This is a genomic window from Azospira restricta, assembly GCF_016858125.1.
GTDB classification, from domain to species: Bacteria; Pseudomonadota; Gammaproteobacteria; order Burkholderiales; family Rhodocyclaceae; genus Proximibacter; species Proximibacter restrictus.
Map to the genome: position 1 here is coordinate 2,986,123 of NZ_CP064781.1, position 20,781 is coordinate 3,006,903.

At 68.7% G+C, this 20,781-nt stretch carries 17 protein-coding genes and 1 pseudogene; 6 read left to right on the forward strand and 12 right to left on the reverse strand.

Annotated elements, in window-relative coordinates:
* The first annotated feature begins 115 nt into the window (after positions 1 to 115).
* Genes IWH25_RS14395 through IWH25_RS14410 form a run of 4 tightly spaced genes read left to right on the forward strand, consistent with a single transcriptional unit; the run spans position 116 to position 4,609 of the window.
* The gene (locus IWH25_RS14395) at positions 116 to 1,480 is read left to right on the forward strand and encodes a TolC family protein (RefSeq protein WP_203386461.1); all 1,365 of its coding nucleotides are present in this window, start codon (positions 116 to 118) and stop codon (positions 1,478 to 1,480) included.
* The gene (locus IWH25_RS14400; RefSeq protein WP_203386462.1) at positions 1,477 to 2,682 is read left to right on the forward strand and encodes an efflux RND transporter periplasmic adaptor subunit; all 1,206 of its coding nucleotides are present in this window, start codon (positions 1,477 to 1,479) and stop codon (positions 2,680 to 2,682) included. The genes IWH25_RS14395 and IWH25_RS14400 overlap by 4 nt, the downstream gene beginning before the upstream one ends.
* Positions 2,682 to 3,395: an ABC transporter ATP-binding protein gene (locus tag IWH25_RS14405; RefSeq protein ID WP_275403819.1), complete on the forward strand. Its 714-nt coding sequence runs from the start codon at positions 2,682 to 2,684 to the stop codon at positions 3,393 to 3,395. The genes IWH25_RS14400 and IWH25_RS14405 overlap by 1 nt, the downstream gene beginning before the upstream one ends.
* Complete coding sequence (locus tag IWH25_RS14410) at positions 3,389 to 4,609, forward strand: ABC transporter permease (RefSeq protein WP_203386463.1); 1,221 nt, start codon at positions 3,389 to 3,391, stop codon at positions 4,607 to 4,609. The genes IWH25_RS14405 and IWH25_RS14410 overlap by 7 nt, the downstream gene beginning before the upstream one ends.
* 4 nt (positions 4,610 to 4,613) lie before the next feature.
* Here IWH25_RS14410 and IWH25_RS14415 read toward each other — a convergent pair whose 3' ends face one another.
* The 7 genes and pseudogenes from IWH25_RS14415 to IWH25_RS14445 all read right to left on the reverse strand — a co-directional run bounded on the left by IWH25_RS14415 (position 4,614) and on the right by IWH25_RS14445 (position 12,243).
* Positions 4,614 to 7,124, reverse strand: coding sequence for a bifunctional diguanylate cyclase/phosphodiesterase (locus IWH25_RS14415; RefSeq protein ID WP_203386464.1), 2,511 nt, complete (start codon positions 7,122 to 7,124; stop codon positions 4,614 to 4,616).
* Positions 7,125 to 7,299: 175 nt separating this feature from the next.
* Positions 7,300 to 7,569: pseudogene (gene ftsB / locus IWH25_RS14420) on the reverse strand (cell division protein FtsB); the annotation flags it as partial.
* 86 nt (positions 7,570 to 7,655) lie between these two features.
* Complete coding sequence (gene eno, locus IWH25_RS14425; protein WP_203386466.1) at positions 7,656 to 8,939, reverse strand: phosphopyruvate hydratase; 1,284 nt, start codon at positions 8,937 to 8,939, stop codon at positions 7,656 to 7,658.
* A 105-nt stretch (positions 8,940 to 9,044) separates the two neighbouring features.
* Complete coding sequence (gene kdsA / locus IWH25_RS14430) at positions 9,045 to 9,884, reverse strand: 3-deoxy-8-phosphooctulonate synthase (RefSeq protein WP_203386467.1); 840 nt, start codon at positions 9,882 to 9,884, stop codon at positions 9,045 to 9,047.
* Entirely contained in the window at positions 9,881 to 10,294 is a 414-nt protein-coding gene (locus IWH25_RS14435) for a HEPN domain-containing protein (RefSeq protein WP_203386468.1), read from the reverse strand. The genes kdsA and IWH25_RS14435 overlap by 4 nt, the downstream gene beginning before the upstream one ends.
* Entirely contained in the window at positions 10,281 to 10,601 is a 321-nt protein-coding gene (locus IWH25_RS14440; RefSeq protein ID WP_203386469.1) for a nucleotidyltransferase domain-containing protein, read from the reverse strand. Before IWH25_RS14440 ends, IWH25_RS14435 begins: the two co-directional genes overlap by 14 nt.
* Before the next feature lies 1 nt (position 10,602).
* Positions 10,603 to 12,243: a CTP synthase gene (locus IWH25_RS14445; RefSeq protein WP_203386470.1), complete on the reverse strand. Its 1,641-nt coding sequence runs from the start codon at positions 12,241 to 12,243 to the stop codon at positions 10,603 to 10,605.
* Between the two features lie 248 nt (positions 12,244 to 12,491).
* Between IWH25_RS14445 and IWH25_RS14450 the strand changes: the two genes are divergently transcribed.
* Complete coding sequence (locus IWH25_RS14450) at positions 12,492 to 12,986, forward strand: hypothetical protein (protein ID WP_203386471.1); 495 nt, start codon at positions 12,492 to 12,494, stop codon at positions 12,984 to 12,986.
* Here IWH25_RS14450 and IWH25_RS14455 read toward each other — a convergent pair whose 3' ends face one another.
* A complete protein-coding gene (locus tag IWH25_RS14455; RefSeq protein WP_203386472.1) occupies positions 12,987 to 13,526 on the reverse strand; it encodes a class I SAM-dependent methyltransferase in 540 nt (179 codons plus the stop codon).
* 267 nt (positions 13,527 to 13,793) lie between these two features.
* Here IWH25_RS14455 and IWH25_RS14460 point away from each other — a divergent pair, with 267 nt between their 5' ends.
* Entirely contained in the window at positions 13,794 to 16,484 is a 2,691-nt protein-coding gene (locus IWH25_RS14460; protein ID WP_203386473.1) for a bifunctional acetate--CoA ligase family protein/GNAT family N-acetyltransferase, read from the forward strand.
* Between the two features lie 135 nt (positions 16,485 to 16,619).
* On the opposite strand, the gene IWH25_RS14465 is transcribed toward IWH25_RS14460, so the two are convergent.
* The 4 genes from IWH25_RS14465 to clpB form a co-directional block, all read right to left on the reverse strand.
* A complete protein-coding gene (locus tag IWH25_RS14465) occupies positions 16,620 to 16,820 on the reverse strand; it encodes a DUF3460 family protein (protein WP_203386474.1) in 201 nt (66 codons plus the stop codon).
* A 68-nt stretch (positions 16,821 to 16,888) separates the two neighbouring features.
* The gene (locus IWH25_RS14470; protein WP_203386475.1) at positions 16,889 to 17,122 is read right to left on the reverse strand and encodes a DUF3567 family protein; all 234 of its coding nucleotides are present in this window, start codon (positions 17,120 to 17,122) and stop codon (positions 16,889 to 16,891) included.
* A 138-nt stretch (positions 17,123 to 17,260) separates the two neighbouring features.
* Positions 17,261 to 18,049, reverse strand: coding sequence for a DUF1684 domain-containing protein (locus tag IWH25_RS14475; RefSeq protein ID WP_203386476.1), 789 nt, complete (start codon positions 18,047 to 18,049; stop codon positions 17,261 to 17,263).
* Positions 18,042 to 20,621, reverse strand: coding sequence for an ATP-dependent chaperone ClpB (gene clpB / locus IWH25_RS14480; RefSeq protein WP_203386477.1), 2,580 nt, complete (start codon positions 20,619 to 20,621; stop codon positions 18,042 to 18,044). Before clpB ends, IWH25_RS14475 begins: the two co-directional genes overlap by 8 nt.
* Positions 20,622 to 20,781 lie beyond the last annotated feature (160 nt).

Sequence of the window (20,781 nt, forward strand, 5' to 3'; positions counted from 1 at the left end):
CTGCTCGGGTGCCGCTCCCGGCCACCCGGCCGGGGCCGCGCACGATACATTGCGGTACACGGCCGCCGGCCCGGCCAAGCTATACTCCGCCGTACTTTCGCGCCAGCCGCCACGCATGTTCCGCCCCGCCCTGATCACCGCCGCCGTCCTCGCCGCCGCGCTCACCGGCACCGGCCACGCCGCCGACCCGTTCGCCACCGCAGCCGGCATCGCGCCGCTACCCTGCGCGCGCGCGCCGGCGGCCGGTGCGCTCGGCCTCGCCGAGGTGGTCGACCTGGCGCTGTGCAACAACCCGCAGACGCGCGAGGCCTGGGCCGCCGCGCGCGCGCAGGCCGGCGCCGTCGGCGTCGCCCGCGCCGCGTATCTGCCGACGCTGAACGCGACGCTCGGCAGCAGCCGCGTGCGCACCGACGTCGAGGACAAGGTCGCGACCCGCGCCACGGTGAATAGCGGCAGCCTCGCCTTCTCCTGGCTGCTCTACGACTTCGGCGCGCGCGACGCGACGCTGGAGAGCGCCCGCCAGCTGCTCGCCGCCGCCGTCGCGACGCAGGACGTCGCGACGCAGGCGGTCTTCCTCGCCGCGCTGCAGGCCTTCTACCAGGTGCATGCGCAGCAGGCGGCGGTGGATGCCGCCGAGCAGTCGGAAACATCGGCGCGCGAGAGCCTGGCCGCCGCCGAGGCCCGCTACCGCGCCGGCAGCGCGACGCCGGCCGACCGCCTGCAGGCGCAGACGGCGCTGTCGCAGGCGACGCTGGTGCGCATCCGCGCCGACGGCGAGCTGAAGAACGCGCGCGGCACGCTGGCCAACGCCGTCGGCCTCGACGCGCACCGGCCGCCGGCGCTGGCGCCGCTCGCCGCGAGCGAGCCGCCGGCCGGCTTCGAACGCGACGTCGATGCGCTGATCGCCGAAGCGCGCAGCCGCCGCCCCGACCTCGCCGCCGCCGAGGCGCAGGCGCAGGCGGCGCGCGCCACCGTGGACGCGACGCGCGCCGCCCACCTGCCGACGATCTCGCTGAGCGCGGCGCCGACCTGGCAGGACAACGGCGGCCTCGCCACGCAGTCGTCGAGCATCGGCGTCAGCGTGAACATCCCGCTCTTCTCCGGCTTCGGCCAGACCTACAAGGTGCGCACCGCCGAAGCGCAGGCCGAGCAGAAGGACGCGCAGCGCGACCGCCTGCGCCTGCAGGTCGCGCTCGACGTGTGGAAGGCCTATCAGAACGTGCTCACCGCCACGCAGGCGCTGAAGAGCACCGCCGACCTGCTCGCCGCCGCCGAGCAGTCGGAGCGCGTCGCGCTCGGCCGCTACCGCGCCGGCGTCGGCAGCATCCTCGACCTGCTCGCGGCGCAGAGCGCGCTCGCTGCGGCTCGCCAGCAGCGCGTGCAGTCGGCCTACGACTGGAACGTCTCGCGCGCGACGCTGGCGCAAGCGGTCGGCGCCCTCGACACCGGCATCCTGCCCGTTCTCACCGGAAAGCCATGAAACTCTTCTCGCTGCGCACCCTGCTGATCGTCTCCCTCGTCCTCGCCGCCGGCGCCGGCTGGTTCGCCTGGCGGCAGAACGCCGCGCAGTCGCCGGAACAGCGCTACAAGTTCCAGGAGGCCGGCGTCGCCGACGTCGTCCAGAACGTCTCGGCGAACGGCACGCTGAGCCCGGTGACGCTGGTCAACGTCGGCACCCAGGTGTCCGGCACGGTGAAGAAGCTGCACGTCGACTTCAACGACGTGGTCAAGGCCGGCCAGGTGCTCGCCGAACTCGACGACGCGCTGTACACCGCGGCGGCCAAGCAGAGCGAGGCGAACATCGCCAGCGCCAGCGCCTCGCTCGACCTCGCCCGCGCCAACGAGGCGCGCATCCGCACGCTGTTCGCCGACGAGTACGTGTCGCGCCAGGAACTCGACCAGGCGGTGCAGGCGAAGAAGGCGGCCGAGGCCGCGCTGCGTCTCGCCCGCGCGCAGAACGACCGCGACCGCGCCAACCTCGGCTACGCGGTGATCCGCTCGCCGGTCTCCGGCGTCGTCGTCGACCGCCAGATCGACGTCGGCCAGACCGTCGCCGCCAGCTTCCAGACGCCGGTCCTGTTCAAGATCGCGCAGGACCTGACGCGGATGCAGATCTACACCAGCTTCGCCGAGGCCGACATCGGCAACATCCGCGTCGGCCAGGCGGTGCGCTTCAACGTCGACGCCTTCCCCAACCGCAGCTTCAACGGCACGGTCAAGCAGATCCGGCTGAACCCGACGACGACGCAGAACGTCGTCACCTACAACGTCGTGGTCGAGGTCGAGAACCCCGACCAGCAGCTGCTGCCGGGGATGACCGCCTACGTCAGCATCGCCGTCGCCGAGAAGAAGGAGGTGCTGACCGTGCCCAACGCGGCGCTGCGCTTTCGCCCGAGCACGCCGGCGGCGAAGCCGGAGGGCGGCCGCGAGGCGAACGGCAACGGCGCGCCGCGCGGCGACGGCGAGAAGCGCGGCAAGCGCCGCGACGCCGGCAGCGGCACCGTCTACGTGCTCGCCGACGGCCGGCTGAAGGCGGTCAGCGTCGCAACCGGCATCACCGACAGCCGCGCCACCGAAGTCACCGGCGGCGAGCTGAAGGCCGGCGACCGCGTCGTCGTCGGCGAGAACATGCCGGCGCCCGAAACCGGCAGCGCCAGCGGCGTCCGCATGAGGATGTTCTGATGGCGGAGGCGGTGATCCGCGTCGCCGGCCTGTGCAAGTCCTACCTGACCGCCGCCGGCCCCTTCCCCGCGCTGAACGGCGTCGACCTGGTCATCGCGCGCGGCGAGTTCGTCGCGGTGATGGGGCCTTCCGGCTCGGGCAAGTCGACCTTCATGAACATCCTCGGCTGCCTCGACCGCGCCAGCAGCGGCGACTACATCCTCGACGGCCGCCACGTCGAGCACCTGTCGCCGGACGAGCTGGCGGCGCTGCGCGGACGGACGATCGGCTTCGTCTTCCAGGGCTTCAACCTGCTGCCGCGGATGAGCCTGGAGGACAACGTCGCGCTGCCGCTGGTCTATGCCGGCATCGACGTGCATACGCGCCGCGAGCGGGCGCGGCGCATGCTCTCCCGGGTCGGCCTCGAACAGTACGCGACCTCGCTGCCCAACCGCATCTCCGGCGGCCAGCAGCAGCGCGTCGCGATCGCCCGCGCGCTGATCAACGAGCCGCGCCTGATCCTCGCCGACGAGCCGACCGGCAACCTCGACAGCCACACCAGCGAGGAGATCATGGCGCTGTTCGAGTCGCTGCACCGCGAGGGCATCACCATCGTGCTGGTCACGCACGAGCACGACGTCGCAGACCACGCCGAGCGCCAGGTGCGCTTCCGCGACGGACAGATCGTCGCCGATGAACCGACGCCACGGCGCACGGAGGCCCGGCCATGCTGAAGGCGATGCTGCATGAAGCGTGGATGGCGATGGGCGCCAACCGCCTGCGTACCGCGCTGACGATGCTCGGCATGGTGATCGGCGTCGGCGCCGTGGTGCTGATGATGGCGATCGGCCAGGGCGCGCAGATGGCGGTGCAGCAGACGATCAACTCGATGGGCAGCAACCTGTTCGTCGTCCTCGCCGGCTTCACCTCGACCGGCGGCGCGCGCACCGGCAGCGGCGGCGCACCGACGCTGACCGTCGCCGACGCCGAGGCGATCGCCGAGCTCGACGGCGTCGCCGCGGTGGCGCCGGTGCATTCCGGCTCGGCGCAGCTGGTGCATGGCGCCGCCAACTGGAACGCCTTCGTGCACGGGACGACGTCGAGCTACTTCGAGGTGCGCTCGTGGAACGTCGTCGAGGGCGCACCGTTCTCGGACTCGGACGTGCGCTCGGCGACCCGCGTCGCGCTGATCGGGCGCACCGCGGCGACCAGCCTGTTCGGCGAGGAGAACCCGGTCGGCAAGACGATCCGCATCGGGCAGACGCCCTTCGTCATCGTCGGCCTGCTCGCGCCGAAGGGGCAGAACCTCGACGGCCGCGACCAGGACGACATGCTGATCATCCCGCTCAGCACCGCGCAGCGCAAAGTCTTCGGCACGCCGTTCCAGGGCGCGGTGCGCATGATCATGGTCAAGGCCGCGTCGGCCGAGGCGATGCCGGCGGTCGAGAAGGCGATGGTCGCCCTGCTCCGCCAGCGTCACCGCCTCCGCGAGGGGCAGGACAACGACTTCTTCCTCAGGAACCTGACCGCGGTCGCCGACTCGGCGGCGGAGACGACGCGCGTGATGTCGCTGCTGCTCGGCGCCATCGCCTCGGTCTCGCTACTCGTCGGCGGCATCGGCATCATGAACATCATGCTCGTCTCGGTCACCGAGCGGACGCGCGAGATCGGCATCCGCATGGCGATCGGCGCGCGGCAGAAGGACATCCTGACGCAGTTCCTGCTCGAGGCGATCATCATCTCCGTCGCCGGCTGCCTGATCGGCCTCGCCGTCGGCATCGGCGGCGCGGTGCTGGTGAACCTGGTGACCAAGTCGGCGGTGGTGATTTCGGGCAGCGCAGTGCTGGTCGCCTTCGCCGTCGCCGCCGGCATCGGCATCTTCTTCGGCTTCTACCCCGCCCGGAAGGCCTCGCGCCTCGACCCGATCGAGGCGCTGCGCTACCAGTGATCCGTTAAACGCGGATCTCCTCGGCCGGCGCCGGCCGCCCGAAGTGGTAGCCCTGCAGCAGGTCGGCGCCGAGCTGGCGCATCGCCGCCGCGGTCGCCTCGTCCTCGATGCCTTCGGCGACGGTGCGCAGGCGCAGCGACTGCGCCAGGCTGACGATCGCCTGCACGACGCGGGCGCCCTCGGCGGTATGCACGCGGCGGACGAAGGAGATGTCGATCTTCAGCTCGCTCACCGGCAGCTCGTGCAGCTGCGACAGCGACGCGTAGCCGGTGCCGAAGTCGTCGATCGACAGGCGGAAGCCGGCGGCGACGATCTGCTGCAGCCGCTCCTCGGCGAACTCGACGTCGAGCAGCGCCACCGATTCGGTCACCTCCAGCGTCAGCGCCGACGGCGGCACCGCGTGCTGCTCGACGTCGGCGAGCAGCGCGTCGACGAAATCCGGCGCGAACAGCTGGCGCTTCGAGACGTTCATCGCCAGGTGCAGGTCCGGGCGCAGCGCGAGCCAGCGGCGGAACTGCGCGAGCGCCTGGCGGCGCACGAGATGGCCGAGCTCGCCGATCAGGCCGAGGTTCTCCGCCATCGGGATGAAGCTCGCCGGCGACACCCAGCCGTAATCCGGGTCGTGCCAGCGCGCCAGCGCCTCGAAGCCGGCGATCGCGACGCTGCCGTCGGCGGCCGGACGGGCGGCGACCAGCGGCTGGAACCAAACGCCGATGCGCTCGTCGCGGATCGCCTGCGCCAGCCGCGACTGGATGTAGAGCTCCTTCTTGCCGAGCCCCTTGTTGCTCATGTCCGAGTAGAGCTGGAAGGTGTTGCGGCCCAGCGACTTGGCGTGGAACATCGCGCGGTCGGCCTGCGCCAGCAGGTCGTCGACGCCTTCCGCATCGTCCGGGTAGAGCGAGATGCCGACGCTGAAGGTGGCGTTGAGCGCGACGCCCTCGATCTCGAAGGTCTGGCGCATCGTCTCGATCAGCGCCTGCGCGATCGGGCGCACGCCGTCGGCGCCCTCCAGTTCGGGCAACAGCACGACGAACTCGTCGCCGCCCCAGCGCGCCAGCGTGTCCCCCTCGCGCAGCACCTTCTTGATCACGCCGGCCAGCGTCTGTAGCAGCAGGTCGCCGGCCTTGTGCCCGTAGGCGTCGTTGATGTTCTTGAAGTGATCGATGTCGATGAAGCAGACGGCGACGCGGTGGCCGCTGCGCTGCGCGAGCTCGGTCGCCTTGCGGATGCGGTCCTCGAGCAGCGCCCGGTTGGGCAGGTTGGTCAGCGCGTCGTGCATCGCCATGTGTGCGATATGGCGCTCCTGCAGGTAGCCCTTGGTCACGTCGCGCAGCACGCCGCGCGCGTTGAGCAGGCGGCCGCCGGCGTCGCGCTCGGCGACCAGCCGGCATTCGACCCAGGCCTCCGGCCGGCCGGCGGTGCGGAAGCGCAGGCGGCCGCGGAACTCGTCCTTGTCGCCGGAGGCGAGCCCCTGCAGGTTCATCTCGAAGGCGCGGCGGTCCTGGTCGTGGATGCTCTCCGGCAGGTAGTAGCCGGCCTTCGGCTCAACGCCGGCCAGCCGCCACCAGCCGCGGTTGGCGCTCAGGATGCGGCCGTCGGGGGCGATCTCGAGCACCGCCTCGTCGAGCAGGTCGAGGGTACGGACGAAGGCATTGAGCTCCTGCGCCAGCGTCCTCTCCTTGGCCAGCGCCGCCTGCAGCTCGACGAAGGGCTGCCGCACGCTGTCGACGAAGACGGCGCGGTAGATGAAGGCGTAGCAGACGATCTTGTAGACGTGCCCGGCCATGTTGAACAGGTCGCTCACCGACGCATAGAGCGTGAAACACAGTTCCGACAACGCGGCGATCGCCGCCGCCGCGAACAGGTCGGCGGCGTTGAACCCGGCGCCGGCGCGCGCCTGCCGGTGGAAGCGCCAGGCGGCAACGCCGTAGATGCCGACCAGCCCGTATTCGAGGGCGACCTTCAGCGGCGTCAGCCCCTGCCCGGCGACGAAGAAGGCCGGCAGCGATTCGGGATGGCCCAGCGCCAGCTGGTAGACGACAGCGACGTAGCCGATCACGCCGGCCAGCAGCCAGTAGCGCGCATAGGCGCCGATCATCGGCTTCCATGCGCGCAGGGCGACGACGAGCAGGCCGATCGCCGCCAGGTAGCGCGCCGCCAGCCAGAAGACGATCGCCTTCTGCGGGCTGGCCGGGGTCACCATCTCGGGCATGCCCTGGTAGCTGAGGGTGTGGCCGAAATCGAGCAGCGCGGTGCCGAACAGCGCGGCACCGATGATCAGCACGTTGCCCGGCCGCGACTCGGCATGGGCGTTCCAGGCGATGCCGAAGGCAAGCATGGCGACGATGATCGCCACGGTTTCGACGGTCGTGTGCAGCGGCAGGTAGCGCGACAGGCCGAATTCGGTGTTGCTGCCGAGCAGCCAGAGGAAGGCGTAGGCGAGCGTCAGCGTGCCGACCCAGCGCCAGGCGCGGGCGAGACTGTCGCTGTCGGCCAAGGAGTTCGCATCGCTCATCGGGCCCCCCGTTCGTCGGCCGGCGTTTCGCGTCGCCGGACCTTGTCGTTATCTGTTCGGGATTATGCCATCGGAAGCGACGGCGGGCCGACTACGGCGTGCGGGCCGCCTTCTCCGGCGGTTTCGCCGCGCCGGGGGCGGGGGCGGGGGCGGCCGCCGGCCGGCTGCCGGCCGGACGTTCGGGGATCTGCACGAAGACCTCGTCCTGCTTGATCATGCCGAGCTCGAAGCGGGCGCGCTCCTCGATCGCCTCGTAGCCCTGCTTCAAGTCGCGCACTTCGGCGTCGAGACCGCCGTTGCGCGTCTCCAGCTTGCGGTTGGCTTCCCGCTGCTGCGCCAGCTGGCGGTCGTAGTCCCACACCTTCAGCCAGCCGCCCTTGCCCAGCCACAGCGGGTACTGCAGCAGCACGAGCAGCGCGACGAGGGCGAGGGTGAGCCAGCGCATGGTTGAAAGGGGCTAGGGACCAGGGACTAGGGGCTAGCGAAAAGCTCGCGCACCCCTCCAGCCCCTAGCCCCTAGCTCCCAGCCGCTCACTTGAGGTTGTAGAACGCTTCGCGGCCCGGATAGCCGGCGGTGTCGCCGAGATCTTCCTCGATGCGCAGCAGCTGGTTGTACTTGGCGATGCGGTCCGAGCGGCTGAGCGAGCCGGTCTTGATCTGCAGCGCGTTCATGCCGACGGCGATGTCGGCGATGGTGCTGTCCTCGGTCTCGCCCGAGCGGTGCGAGATGACCGCGGTGTAGCCGGCGCGCTTGGCCATCTCGATCGCGGCGAAGGTTTCGGAGAGGGTGCCGATCTGGTTGATCTTGATCAGGATCGAGTTGGCGACGCCCTTCTTGATGCCTTCCTTGAGGATCTTGGTGTTGGTCACGAAAAGGTCGTCACCGACGATCTGGACCTTGTCGCCGAGGCGGTCGGTCAGCAGCTTCCAGCCTTCCCAGTCGCCTTCGGCCATGCCGTCCTCGATCGAGACGATCGGGAACTGGTCGGCGAGGTTGGCGAGGTAGTCGACGAACTGCGCCGACGAGAGCTGCAGGCCTTCGCCGGACAGGTGGTACTTGCCGTCCTTGAAGAACTCGGAGGCGGCGCAGTCGAGCGCGATCAGCACGTCCTGGCCGGGGGTGTAGCCGGCGTTCTCGATCGCCTGCATGCACAGCTGGATCGCTTCGGCGTGGCTGCCGAGGTTCGGCGCGAAGCCGCCCTCGTCGCCGACGGCGGTCGAGAAGCCCTTCTTGTCGAGCAGCTTTTTCAGCGCATGGAAGACTTCGGCGCCGCAGCGCAGCGCCTCGCGGAACGAGCCCATGCCGACCGGCATGATCATGAATTCCTGGATGTCGAGGCTGTTGTTGGCGTGCGCGCCGCCGTTGATGATGTTCATCATCGGCACCGGCATCTGCATCGGGCCCGAGCCGCCGAAGTAGCGGTACAGCGGCAGGCCGGATTCTTCGGCGGCGGCCTTGGCCACGGCCATCGACACGGCGAGCATGGCGTTGGCGCCGAGGCGCGACTTGTTGTCGGTGCCGTCGAGGTCGATCAGGGTCTTGTCGATGAAGGCCTGCTCCTGCGCATCCAGCCCGATGATCGCTTCCGAGATCTCGGTGTTCACGTTTTCGACGGCCTGCAGCACGCCCTTGCCGAGGTAGCGGCCGGCGTCGCCGTCGCGCAGCTCGATCGCCTCGCGCGAGCCGGTCGAGGCGCCCGACGGCACCGCGGCGCGGCCCATCACGCCGCTCTCCAGCAGCACGTCGCACTCGACGGTGGGGTTGCCGCGCGAATCGAGAATCTCGCGGGCGACGACATCGACAACAGAACTCATCTTGGTTTCCTTCCTGCTAGCTAGATTGAAGATCGTCGAGAGTCGGGAGTCGAGAGTCGAGCGCGAACCGCCCCCACTCTCGACTTTCGACTCTCCACTCGCCACTCACAAACTCATTTCCTCGAAACCGGCCGCCTTGACCGCGCGGTCGAGCGCGACCAGCGTCGTCAGCAGGCTTTCCATGCGCGCCAGCGGCCAGCTGTTGGGGCCGTCGGAGAAGGCCTTCTCCGGGCACGGGTGGGTTTCCATGAACAGGCCGGAGATGCCGACCGCCACCGCTGCCCGCGCCAGCACCGGCACGAACTCGCGCTGCCCGCCCGACACCGTGCCCTGCCCGCCCGGCAGCTGCACCGAATGCGTCGCATCGAACACGACCGGGCAGTTCGTCTCGCGCATGATCGCCAGCGAGCGCATGTCCGAGACCAGATTGTTGTAGCCGAAGGAGGCGCCGCGCTCGCAGACCATCAGGTTGTCGGCACCGCCGTTCACCTCGCGCGCCTTGTCGACAACGTTCTTCATGTCGCCCGGCGCCAGGAACTGACCCTTCTTGATGTTTACCGGCTTGCCGCAAGCGGCCACCGCATGGATGAAGTCGGTCTGCCGGCAGAGGAAGGCCGGCGTCTGCAGCACGTCGACGACGGCGGCGACGGCCGGGATGTCCTCCTCGGTATGCACGTCGGTGAGGATCGGCACGCCGACCTGGCGGCGGACCTCGTCGAGCAGCTTAAGGCCGGCCTCCAGCCCGGGGCCGCGCACCGACTTGCCGGAGCTGCGGTTGGCCTTGTCGTAGGAAGCCTTGAAGATGTACGGCACGCCGAGGCGGCCGCAGACCTCCTTCAGGTGGCCGGCGACCTCGACGCACAGTTCCAGCGACTCGGCCGTGCACGGGCCGGCGATCAGGAACAGCGGCCGCTCGAGGCCGATCTCGAAACCGCACAGTTTCATTCGGAATCTCCTTTGCCGGCCTCGACCTGCAAACGCGCCCAGGCCATCAGCGCATCGACCGCAGCATCGGCTTCTTCGAGCGACACCTTCGGTGCCGCAGTGCCGAGATAACGGAACTCCACGGCGTACGGCGCCAACCTTGCCAACAAGGTCCGCTCCAGCGGAACTGCAATCTTCTGCGCTCCGGCCAGGTCCAGCAACTCGAGCAAATCGTGCGTCCGGCGGAAGACGACGCCCGCACTGACCAGAACGGCCTTCAACCCTTTTTCGACGGCCTGTTGCGCATGGAACAGCGTCGTTTCCAGCGGCGCCTCGCTGGCCTTGCGCAGGATGTGAAACGTCACTTCGTCGCGGGCAGCGGCGGCGAGCAGCTCCTGTGCCTGCTCCGCGGCGATCTCACGCGGGTTCATGCAACACCTTGCCTTCGCGTGCCGCCCAATAGACGGGGGTGGCCCACCATTCCCGGCGTTTCTGGTATTCCTGCTCCGACAGCAGCAGCAGATCGACGCCGACGCCGATGCTGCCGACCGCCTCGCGCAGGCGCAGGTACTCGTCGGTGAAATCGACGACCTGCGGCTCGACGACCATCAGATCGAGATCCGAATCGTCGTCCGCATCGCCGCGCGCGTACGAGCCGAAAACGATCACCCGCGCCGGCTGGCTGGCGGCGGCGGCGATGCGCTCGGCGGTAGCGGCGATGGCCTGCGGCGACAGCATGTCAGCTCTTCTTCTTCGTCGCCTGGTAGGCCAGCGCCGCCTGCACGTAGGCGCTGAACAGCGGATGGCCGGAACGCGGGTTCGACGTGAACTCCGGGTGGAACTGGCAGCCGACGAACCACGGATGTACGTCGGCGGGGAGCTCGACCATCTCGCAGAGATTTTCCGACGGCGTCCGCGCCGAGACGACCAGGCCGGCCGCTTCCAGGCGCTCGACGTAGTTGTTGTTGACCTCGTAGCGGTGACGATGGCGCTCGTTCACCTCGTCGCCGTAGATCCTGTGCGCCAGCGTGCCGGGCTTCACCGGGCAGCGCTGCGAGCCGAGGCGCATGGTGCCGCCGAGGTCGGAATTCTCGCTGCGCTTCTCGGTCTTGCCCGAGGCGTCCTGCCATTCGGTGATCAGGCCGACCAGCGGGTGCGGGCCGTTCGGCTCGAACTCGGTGCTGTTGGCGCCGTCGAGCTTGGCGACGTCGCGCGCGAACTCGATCACGGCGAGCTGCATGCCGAGGCAGATGCCCAGATACGGCACCTTGTTCTCGCGGGCGTAGCGGATCGCCGCGATCTTGCCCTCGGTGCCGCGCTTGCCGAAGCCGCCGGGCACCAGCACCGCGTCCATGCCCTTCAGCGCGGCGCAGCCCTTCTGCTCGATCTCTTCCGAGTCGAGGTAATGGATCTTGACCTTGGCCCGGCTGTGCATGCCGGCATGCACCAGCGCCTCGGTCAGCGACTTGTACGATTCGGTCAGGTCGACGTACTTGCCGACGAAGGCGATGTCGATCTTGTGCTCGGGATGCGCCAGCGCATGCACCAGCTTGTTCCACACCGACAGGTCGGCCGCCTTGGCCAGGATGCCGAGCTTGTGGCAGACGATCTCGTCGAGCATCTGGTCGTGCAGCATCGCCGGAATCTTGTAGATCGAATCGGCGTCGAGGGCCTCGATCACCGCCTGCTTCTGCACGTTGCAGAAGAGCGCGATCTTCGCCTTCTCGTCGGCCGGAATCGGCCGGTCGGCGCGGCACAGCAGGATGTCGGGCTGGATGCCGATCTCGCGCAGTTCCTTGACCGAATGCTGCGTCGGCTTGGTCTTCAGCTCGCCGGCGGTGGGGATGTACGGCAGCAGCGTCAGGTGGATGTAGCAGGCGTTGCCCGGCCCCTCGTCGAGGCCCATCTGGCGGATCGCCTCGAGGAAGGGCAGCGACTCGATGTCGCCGACCGTGCCGCCGACCTCGACGATCGCCACCTCGGCCCCTTCGGCGCCGCGGTGGATGTGCTGCTTGATCTCGTCGGTGATGTGCGGGATCACCTGCACCGTCTTGCCGAGGTATTCGCCGCGCCGTTCCTTCTTGATCACCGACTCGTAGATCTGGCCGGTGGTGAAGTTGTTCGACTTCCTCATCTTGGCGCTGGTGAAGCGCTCGTAATGGCCGAGGTCGAGGTCGGTCTCGGCGCCGTCTTCGGTGACGAAGACCTCGCCGTGCTGGAACGGGCTCATCGTTCCCGGGTCGACGTTGATGTAGGGGTCGAGCTTGAGGTGGGTGACTTTCAGGCCGCGGGATTCGAGGATGGCCCCGAGCGAGGCGGCGGCGATGCCCTTACCAAGGGAGGACACCACGCCGCCGGTGACGAATACATATTTGGTCATGGATTTTTCTGCAGCGGGAAAGGGCAATTGTATCCGATCCGCCCCGTTCTCTCAAAACCTCCGCCGCGGCCGCGCAGCACCGCGTTGCTCAAGCATTCGGCATAAATTACAATGACGCCCGGCTAATCGGGAGAGACCGACAAGCGGATGGCCCCCTCCCCGGCCCGGCGTGCGTGCGACGCGCTCCGGCACAGCCCCCGCACGCCGGGGACCGGGCGATACGAAGACACGGACAACGAGGGAGATCCATGTCGAAGAAGCGGCTGGCCTATGGCCTGGCGCTGCTGTGCGCAGCGCTCGGCAATCTCGGGCCCGGCGAGCGCCGGGCCGTCGCCGGGGAGGCGCCGGCCGACGCCGGCGAGCGCAAGGCCCTGCACTGGCGCTGCTGGTACAACCAGCAGGCGCACATCCACTGCCTGCTCGACGCCAGCGCCGCCGAACAGTCTGCCGGCGGACCGCCGGCCGCCGGCCACCTGCCGCGCATCGTCGGCGAGCTGCGCAGCCGGCCGTCCGCGTTCAAGTCGGTGCTGGTACGCATCCCGACCTACAGCGAGCCGCTCGACGCCGGCTTCGCCGGCACGCTGGCGCAGGCGATCATGTGCGGCAGCCGCAGCGACTGCTCGGTGCGCTATACGGCGCAGGCCCCGCAGCATCAGGAGATCGCCGCCATCCTGCACCGTCATCTCGGCTGGCCGGCCGAGAGCGCTACCGCGCCGCTCGCCGCCGTCGCCGGCGACCACTGATCAGAGCCGCGGCGGCAGCTCGCCGCGCACCGCGCACAGCCGCTGCACGACCGCCGCCTTCGGCGCCGCCACCTCGCCCTCCTCGTAGGCGACGACGCGCAGCCCGGCGGCCTGCGCCAGCTGCAGCAGCTCCTGCGACCGCAGCAGGAAGTCCGGATTCGACGGCCGGCCGAAGCGCTCGTTGCCCTGCATGAAGGTCTCATAGATCAGCACCGCCGGCTCGGCGAGCGCGCCCTCGATCAGCGGCAGCAGCGGCCGGTGCAGGTAGTTGGTGACGACGATGCCGGCGAAACGGCAGCCGGCATAGGGCCAGGCGCCATGCTCGAGGTCGGCGACGCGGACGCAGACGCCGGCGACGCCGGCCAGCGCGGCCAGCGCCGCGGAGTCGCGGTCGACCGCCTCGACGCGATGGCCGAGGGCGGCCAGCAGCCGCGCGTGGCGGCCGCCGCCGCAGGCGAGGTCGAGCACTTCGCCGCCGGCCGGCAACAGCGGCGCGAAGCGGCGGACCCACGGCGACGGGGGGAGCTGATCATGCAGCATGGCGCGAAACTCCGAGACGGTCCGAGGGCGCCATGATCCGCCGCCGACCATCGTCCGCGCAAGCCACCCCCGTCCCGGAAAATGGACGGCGGCGGCAGTTCCGTCCAGGCCTCCGGACGCCCCGTTACTCCTGATACGCCCGGCGCTTGCGGCGAAAATTTTTTTGTATCAGATGCGGAAAATACGCAGAGATTTTGTACGGGCATTGTGCTAGATTGCTGCGACGCACAACCGAACAACAATACTTCGCCCGCAAGGTGTCCCGTGATGCTAGAACAGCACTACCTCACAAGCCTGTTCGAACCCAAGTCCGTCGCCGTCATCGGCGCCTCCGACCGCGAGAACTCGGTCGGCAACATCATCTTCAAGAACATCCTCGATTCCGGCTACCAGGGCCGGCTCTACCCGATCAATCCGAAGCACTCGACGATCCAGGGCGTGCAGGCCTACGCGTCGATCGAGGAAATCGGCGCCCGCGTCGAGCTGGCGGTGATCGCGACGCGCCCGCAGACGGTGCCGACGATCGTCGAGCAGTGCGGCCGGAGCGGCATCAAGAACGTGATCGTCATCACCGCCGGCTTCGCCGAGGCCGGCCACGCCGGCGCCGCGCTCGAGCGCAAGATGCTGGAGATCGCGCGCAGCTACAGCGTGCGCGTGCTCGGCCCGAACTGCCTCGGCATCCTGCGCCCGCCGCTGGGCTTGAACGCCACCTTCGCCAAGGTCTCGGCGAATGCGGGCAACCTGGCGCTGATCTCGCAGTCCGGCGCGATGTGCGCGGCGGTGCTCGATTGGGCCAAGGCCAACGGCGTCGGCTTCTCCAGCGTCGTCTCGCTGGGCAGCACCGCCGACGTCGACTTCGGCGAGATCCTCGACTACCTGATCTACGACAACCGCACGCACTACATCCTGCTCTACATCGAGGGCATCCGGAATTCGCGGCGCTTCATGAGCTCGCTGCGCTCCGCCGCGCGCATCAAGCCGATCATCCTGCTGAAGGCCGGCCGGCACGCCGCCGGCTCGGCGGCGGTGCAGACGCACTCGGGCATGATCGCCGGCTCGGACGCGGTGTTCGATGCCGCGGTGCGCCGCGCCGGCGTCGTCCGCGTCAAGAACGTCGGCCAGCTGTTCTACGCGTCGAAGGCGCTGGCGTCGAAGTTCCGGCCGCTCGGCAAGCGGCTGGCGATCATCACCAACGGCGGCGGGCCGGGCGCGATGGCCGCCGACCGCGCCGGCGACCTCGACATTCCGCTGGCGCAGCTGAACATGGAGACGGTGCAGAAGCTCAACGCCTGCCTGCCCTCGACCTGGTCGCGCGCCAATCCGATCGACATCGTCGGCGACGCGACGCCGGAACGCTACCGCGACGCGATCCTGGCGGTGGCCGCCGACGCCGACGTCGACGGCATCCTGGTCATGCTGACGCCGCAGGCGATGACGCAGCCGGCGGAAGTCGCCAGGGCGGTGATCGACGCGCACGAGCAGACCGGCAAGGCGCTGCTCACCTGCTGGATGGGCGAGGAGCAGGTCGCCGCCGCGCGCAAGATGCTGGAAGATGCCGGCATCCCCGCCTTCCGTATGCCGGAGACGGCGGTCGAACTCTATTTCCACATCTCGACCTACTACCGCAACCAGAAGCTGCTGCTGCAGACGCCGATGCCGACCAGCCGCCAGGAGCGCCCGGAAACCGAAGGCGCCAAGATGCTGATCGAGGCGGTCCTCTCAGAGCGGCGCAAGGTGCTCTCCGAGATGGAGTCGAAGGCGATCCTGCGCGCCTTCCGCATCCCGGTGGCGCAGACGATGGTCGCGCGCACGCCGACCGAGGCGCTGCTGCTCGCCGAGCAGATCGGCTTCCCGATCGCGATGAAGGTCGACTCGCCGGACCTGGTGCACAAGACCGACGCCGGCGGCGTGCGGCTCAACATCACCAACGCGCCGGCGGTGCGCAACGCCTACCACGACATCATCGAGACGGTGCAGAAGAAGCACCCGAGCGCGCGCATCAACGGTGTCTCGATCGAGCCCTACCTGGCCCGCCCGCATGGCCGCGAGCTGATGCTGGGCGTCGTCCGCGACCCGATCTTCGGGCCGATCATCACCTTCGGCGCCGGCGGCACCGAGGTCGAGATCTTCAGCGACCGCGCCGTCGCGCTGCCGCCGTTGAACGGCTTCCTCGCCCAGGGCCTGATCCGCTCGACGCGCGCCTCGAAGCTGCTCGGCGAGTTCCGCAACATGCCGCCGGCCGACCTCGACGCGCTCGAAGACGTCCTGCTCAACATCTCGGAAATGGTCTGCGAGCTGCCCTGGCTGCAGGAACTCGACTTGAACCCGCTGATCGTCGACGAGAACGGCGCGATCGCCGCCGACGCGCGCATCGTCATCGACTACGCGCCGGTGACCGGCGACCGCTACTCGCACATGGCGATCCATCCCTACCCGGTGCACCTGATGCAGGAATGGCAGCTGCCGGACGGCCGGATCGTCACCATCCGCCCGATCCGCCCGGAAGACGCGGAGATGGAGAAGGATTTCGTCTCGCGCATGTCCGACGAGAGCAAGTATTACCGCTTCATGGACACCATCCGCGAGCTGACGCAGCCGATGCTGGTGCGCTTCACGCAGATCGACTACGACCGCGAGATGGCGCTGGTGGCGACGATCGAGGGCGAGGACGGCATGGATCACCAGATCGGCGTCTCGCGCTACGTGACCAACCCCGACGGCGAGTCGGTCGAGTTCGCGCTGGCGGTCGCCGACGACTGGCAGAAGCACGGCATCGGTCGCAAGCTGATGACGGCGCTGATCGACTGCGCCCGCACCAAGGGCTACCGCGCCGTCGTCGGCGACGTGCTGGCGCTCAACACCAAGATGTTCCGGCTGATGACCAGCCTCGGCTTCACCATCCACCCGCACCCCGAGGATGCGGCGGTGAAGCGCGTGGTCAAACCGCTGCAAGGTTAAGGGGCGGGGAAAACCGCGCGGCGGGCGACGTCTTCGCCGCGCGGTCGCCTTCCCCGGCTCCGACCCAAACGAAAACGGCAAGGCGCAAGGCCTTGCCGTTTTTCTTTCCGTCGTCGCCGCGACCGCGGCCGGCGCTCAGAAGTCGAAATTGACGTCGTAGGGATACGACTTGTTCGCTTCCTTCGCCTGCTGGTAACGCGCCTGCTGGTCGAGGTCGATCTGCTTGTCCCACCAGATCGCGCGGCCCGTCTTCTGGTCTTCCGCCCACTCCGGGTTCTTCGCCATCATCTCGCGCATCCACTTGGTGTGATCGGATTCGTACAGCGTGCCAAACATTCCAAACTCCCGTCCACAGATACCGAAAGCGGGAATTATACCCGATCCGCGGACGACACCCAGCCTGCTCAGTGGAACCGGATCGGCCGCGAGACCCCCTCGCAGTAATGCTCGATGAAGCCGTCGATGGTTTCCTCGTCGCGCTCCTCTTCGGGGATCGCGTCGATCGCCTGGCGGAAGCGGAAGGCCACCTCGCCCTGGATGAACAGGGTGCGGCTGCACTCCTTGTCGACCAGCTCGAAACCTTCCTGTGCGGGGTAGGCGAGTATCGAAAAGTGCTCGCTGTTATAGACGACGTTCATGGCTCACTCCTTTCACCTTGCAGTGCTGCACTGCGAACATGGAGACGAACTCGAACCTTTCAACCCATCTGACCACATCCGGCGGCGGAGGTGCAAGAAAAATCGCCGGCCTCCGCCAAAGGTCGGAGGCGGCACCGATCAATGCCCGTCGGCGTAGCGCAGTTCGCCCGCCGCGACCGCGAACGGCAGCCAGTTCTCCGGCGGCGGCAGCGGGCAGGTGGCGAACGGGGTGAAGGCGCAGGGCGGGTTGTAGGCGAAATTGAAGTCGAGGACGAGGCGCCCGTCGGCGGGCACCGCCGCGTCGAGGAAGCGGCCGGCGCCGTAGGTCGCACGGCCGCTCGTCGCGTCGCGGAAGACGAAAAAGACGCCCTCTGCCGAGACGCGCATCGGCAGCAGCGCGACCTCGGCGTCGCCGACGCGGAAGACCGCCTGCCATTCGACACGCACCGGGCTCAGGTCGCCGCTGACGTTGGGCACCTCGATCGTCTGCGGCGGCACGAGCGGCCGCCAGTCGGCCGCGATCCGCCAGGCCGGGTCGTAGTCGTAGGCGTCGATGCCGGCGAACGGCCGCGTCGCCGCCCAGCCGCGGTCGCGCAGGCGCACCGCCAGCCGGCCGTCGCGCTCGATCACGAAGAAGGCGAAGGCGCCGTGCTCGACGACGGTCGGCGCGCCGCCGACGTCGGTCCGCAGCGGCACGGCGTCGCCCGCCGCCGGGTGCCAGACGACCGCGCTTCCGGCGCAGTCGAGCCGACCGAGGTGCGCCGCTCCGGCGGGCAGGCGCACCGCCGCCGCCGGATCGGCGCCGACGGCGTTCGCCCCCTCGTCCAGCCAGAACAGGCCGACCAGGCCGAGCCAGCTGTCGGGCGCGGCGAGGGCCTGCGCCCGCGCCGCGCGCCAGGACTGCCAGCGCGTACGCTTATCAGCCACGGGCGAAACGGATCGTGCCGTCGATGACGCCGACGCGCACGGTGTCCTTCGGCCCGAACTTGCCTTCGAGGATCGCCTTCGCCAGCGGATTCTCGATCTGTTGCTGGATCGCCCGCTTCAGCGGCCGCGCGCCGAACACCGGGTCGAAGCCGGCCTTGGCCAGTTCGAGCAACGCCGGCTCGTCGACCGACAGCGCCATCTCCATCTGCGCCAGCCGCTTCTCGAGGTAGCCGAGCTGGATCCTGGCGATGGCGGCGATGTTCTTTTCGTCGAGCGCGTGGAAAACGACGACCTCGTCGATGCGGTTGATGAACTCGGGCCGGAAATAGGTCTTCACCTCGGCCATCACCGCCACCTTGATCACCCCGTAGTCGTCGCCGGCCATCGCCTGGATCATCTGGCTGCCGAGGTTCGAGGTCATCACGATGACCGTGTTCTTGAAGTCCACGGTGCGCCCCTGGCCGTCGGTCATGCGGCCGTCGTCCAAGACCTGCAGCAGCACGTTGAAGACGTCCGGGTGCGCCTTCTCGACCTCATCGAGCAGGATCACGCTGTACGGCTTCCGACGCACCGCCTCGGTCAGGTAGCCGCCCTCCTCGTAGCCGACGTAGCCCGGGGGCGCGCCGATCAGGCGGGCGACCGAGTGCTTCTCCATGAACTCGCTCATATCGATGCGGATCAGGTGCTCCTCCGAGTCGAACATGAACTCGGCCAGCGCCTTGCACAGCTCGGTCTTGCCGACGCCCGTGGGCCCCAGGAAGAGGAACGAGCCGTAAGGCCGGTTCGGGTCGGAAAGGCCGGCGCGCGAGCGACGGATGGCGTCGGCCACCAGGCGCACCGATTCATCCTGGCCGACCACGCGCCGGTGCAGCCGGTCTTCCATCTGCAAGAGCTTGTCGCGCTCGCCCTGCATCATCTTGGCGACCGGGATGCCGGTCGCGCGGCTGACCACCTCGGCGATCTCCTCGGCGCCGACCTGCGTGCGCAGCAACTTGTTCTTCACCTCGCCGTCGCCCGCTTTTTCCGCGGCCTTCAGCTGCGCTTCGAGCTGCGGCAGCTTGCCGTACTGCAGTTCGGCGAGCTTGTCGAAGGCGCCCTGGCGCTGCAGCTCGGCCATCTGCACGCGCAGGCGCTCGATCTCTTCCTTGATGTGCGCCGAGCCCTGCACCGCGGCCTTCTCGGCCTTCCAGATCTCCTCGAGATCGGAGTAGTCCTTCTGCAGCTTGGCGATCTCGTCCTCGATCAGATGGAGGCGCTTGATCGAGGCTTCGTCCTTCTCCTTCTTCACCGCCTCGCGCTCGATCTTCAGCTGGATGATGCGGCGGTCGAGCTTGTCCATCGCCTCCGGCTTCGAGTCGATTTCCATCTTGATGCGGGCGGCAGCCTCGTCGATCAGGTCGATCGCCTTGTCCGGCAGGAAGCGGTCGGTGATGTAGCGGTGGCTCAACTCGGCGGCGGCGACGATGGCCGGGTCGGTGATGTCGACGCCGTGGTGCAGCTCGTACTTTTCCTGCAGGCCGCGCAGGATGGCGATGGTCGCTTCCACCGACGGCTCGTCGACCAGCACCTTCTGGAAGCGGCGTTCGAGCGCGGCGTCCTTCTCGATGTACTTGCGGTATTCGTCGAGCGTGGTGGCGCCGATGCAGTGCAGCTCGCCGCGTGCCAGCGCCGGCTTCAGCATGTTGCCGGCGTCGATCGCGCCCTCGGCCTTGCCGGCGCCGACCATGGTGTGGATCTCGTCGATGAACAGGATGATGCGGCCCTCGTCCCTGGCGATGTCCTTCAGCACCGCCTTCAGCCGCTCCTCGAACTCGCCGCGGTACTTGGCGCCGGCCAGCAGCCCGGCCATGTCCAGCACCAGCACCTTCTTGCCCTTCAGCGTCTCCGGCACTTCGTCGTTCACGATGCGCTGCGCCAGGCCTTCGACGATCGCCGTCTTGCCGACGCCCGGCTCGCCGATCAGCACCGGGTTGTTCTTGGTACGCCGCTGCAGGATCTGGATCGCGCGGCGGATCTCGTCGTCGCGGCCGATCACCGGGTCGAGCTTGCCCAGGCGGGCGCGCTCGGTGAGGTCGATGCAGTACTTGGCGAGCGCCTCGCGCTGGCCTTCGGCCTCCTGCGAATCGACACCCTGGCCGCCGCGCACCGCGTCGATCGCGGCTTCCAGCGACTTGCGGGCAAGGCCGTGCTGCTTGGCGATGCGCCCGGTCTCGCCCTTGTCCTCGCATACCGCGAGCAGGAACATTTCCGAGGCGATGAACTGGTCGCCGCGCTTCTGCGCTTCCTTGTCGGTCAGGTTCAAGAGGTTCGACAGGTCGCGGCCGATGCTCACCTCGCCGCCATGGCCGGAGACCTGCGGCAGACGGTCGATCGCCTTGTCCAGATCGCCGCGCAGCGCCGGCACGTTGACGCCGGCACGGGCGAGCAGGGAACCGGTGCCGCCCTCCTGCTGCTCGATCAGCGCCAGCAGCAGGTGCTGCGGCTCGATCATCTGGTTGTCGTGGCCGATCGCCAGGCTCTGGGCCTCGCCGATCGCCTGCTGGAACTTGGTGGTGAACTTGTCGAAGCGCATGTCTTTTCCTCTCGGCAGCGGGTTGCTTCGCAAATGGGGGAGATGCGGCGGATTTCAACTGCGCGATCGCGGCACGCGGACGCGCCGTCTCCGAAAGGAGACGACCGATTGTCTCCCGCGCTGGAAAACATGGTCTACGGAAATCGCTTTTCCCTTTTTA